Genomic DNA, 2,100 nt, shown 5'->3' on the forward strand with positions numbered 1-2,100 from the left:
GGGTGAAGGTGGGCCGACCATACACATCTCGACTTGTGTCTTGTCAAGACCGCCGGAGGCGTTGACCGCCCGCGGACCGCGCCGGGCTACAACGCCGACGAGTAGCCGCCGTTGACGGGGTAGGTCTGGCCGGTGATCCAGCCCCCCTCCGGCCCGGTGAGGAAGGCGACCAGCGCGGCCACCTCCTCCGCCCGGCCGAACCGCTTGACCGCGTAGCGGGCGAGCAGCCTGGCCTGGACGTCGCCGGGCATCTCGGAGTCGTCGTAGGCGATCGTCCCGAGGGACACGCAGTTGGCGGTGACGCCGTGGCGGCCCGCCTCCCGGGCGATCGCCCGGCTGAACCCGGCCGCGCCCGCCTTGGCCGCCGAGTACGCGGCCATCCGCTGCTCGCCCACCCGGGCGGCGTCGGAGATGATCGTGACGACACGCCCCCAGGACCGGTCGACCATGCCGGGCAGGAACGCCCGCACCGTGTGCATGACCCCGTACAGGTTGACGCCGAGGAAGGCGTCCCAGTCGCCGGGCGTGGTCTCGATGAAGGGCGTGAAGTCGGTGGCCGCCGGTCCCGACGTCCGGCCGGCGTTGCCCGCGTTGTTGACGATGATGTCGACCGGGCCGCCGGTACGGGCCGCCTCCTCGACGGAGGCCCAGTCCGTGACGTCGAAGACCGATACCGTGGCGCGGCCACCGGCCTTGGCGATCTCGTCGGCCACGGCGCCGGCCCGCTCGCGGTCCAGGTCGTTGACGACCACTTCGGCGCCGCCGCGGGCCAGTTCCAGCGCGATGGCGCGTCCCATGCGCTGCCCGGCACCGGTCACCAGCGCACGCCGTCCCCGGTGGGTGCCCTCATCCGCCGTCTCGCCCTCATCCGCCGTCTCCGTCATCCACGTCTCCCTGCGCGAGCGGGCCCGAGCTGTATAGTTCGAAAATAGTACATGTCTCGAATTGATTCCTCTCGGGAGATGACGTGCCCAGGCGACCGGAGAGCGGCGACCCGGCGGCTCCCGCGCGCCCGGCGACCAGCGTGGACGTCGCCCGCCTCGCGGGCGTCTCCCGGGCCACGGTCAGCCACGTCCTCAACGACCAGGTCGAACGGTTCAACGCCGACACCGTCGAACGGGTGCGCAGCGCGGCGGCGGCGCTGGGATACGTCCGCTCGGCGGCGGGCCGGGCGCTGGTCATGGGACGCAGCGACTTCATCGTCGTCGTGGTGCCGTACGCGACCTTCCAGCGGCTCCAGGACGTCGTCGAGGTCCTGTCCGCCGACATCGCCGAACTCGGCTTCAACATGGTGGTGCACTTCAGCCCGTCCCAGGGGAGCGGGACGTCGCCGATCCGGCTGCAGCACCTGGTCGAGACGCTGCGGCCCGCCGGGATCGTCGACCTGGGCGGGCTGCTCGCCCCCGACCTGGAGATCCTGAAAGGGGCCGGCTGCCCCGTGCTCTCGCCGGAGACGTCCGCCGGGGGCAACGACCGGATCGGGCTCGTGCAGGCCCGGCACCTGCGCTCGCGCGGGTACACGGAGCTGGCGTACGCGTTCCTGTCCGACGCCCGGGACGACCCCTACGGACGCGAGCGCGCGAGGGCCGTCGCCCAGTTCTGCGCGGCCGAGGACCTGGACCCGCCCGACCGGATCCACGTTCCCATCGAGCCGGACGGCGCGTACCGGGCGCTGGAGAAGCTCGTCGAACGGCGCGGGCGGCCGGTCGGGATCGCCTGCTACAACGACCAGGTGGCCCTGGCCCTGGTCTTCGCCGCGCAGCGGCTCGGGCTGGCCGTGCCGGGCGACGTGGCGCTGGTCGGCGCCGAGTCCCTCGACGTCGGGCAGGTGGTCGCTCCCCGGCTGACGACCGTCACGGGGGACGTCACCGCGCTCCTGCGGCCCTTCCGCCGATCCCTCGCCAGGACCTACGGCGGACCGGCCGCGCCCGGCGGGGCGCCTTCCCTGGCGCAGGCGTTCACGATCCTGCCGGGGGAGACCACTTAGACACGCCATGGGATTATTGGACTCGGCATCCAGCAAAGGCCGTGGACGGCCACCGACCCGAGCGAGGTCCGCATGAGCGCTTCCGAACGTCCCGTCCCCGCCCAGTCCGCCCC

The 2,100-nt window shown here is 72.8% G+C and carries 2 protein-coding genes; one reads left to right on the forward strand and one right to left on the reverse strand.

What is annotated here, in order from left to right:
* Positions 1 to 86: 86 nt before the first annotated feature.
* Entirely contained in the window at positions 87 to 884 is a 798-nt protein-coding gene (locus E1285_RS44740) for an SDR family oxidoreductase (protein WP_132160976.1), read from the reverse strand.
* A gap of 83 nt (positions 885 to 967) precedes the next feature.
* Here E1285_RS44740 and E1285_RS44745 point away from each other — a divergent pair, with 83 nt between their 5' ends.
* Positions 968 to 1,987, forward strand: coding sequence for a LacI family DNA-binding transcriptional regulator (locus E1285_RS44745; protein WP_132160977.1), 1,020 nt, complete (start codon positions 968 to 970; stop codon positions 1,985 to 1,987).
* The last annotated feature ends 113 nt before the right edge of the window (positions 1,988 to 2,100 follow it).

Origin of the sequence: Actinomadura sp. 7K507 (genome assembly GCF_004348425.1) — a bacterium.
Lineage (GTDB): Bacteria > Actinomycetota > Actinomycetes > Streptosporangiales > Streptosporangiaceae > Spirillospora.

Excerpts from the sequence above, each read along its gene's own strand:
- E1285_RS44740 (WP_132160976.1), bottom strand. The coding sequence starts at position 884 with ATGACGGAGACGGCGGATGAGGGCGAGACGGCGGATGAGGGCACCCAC.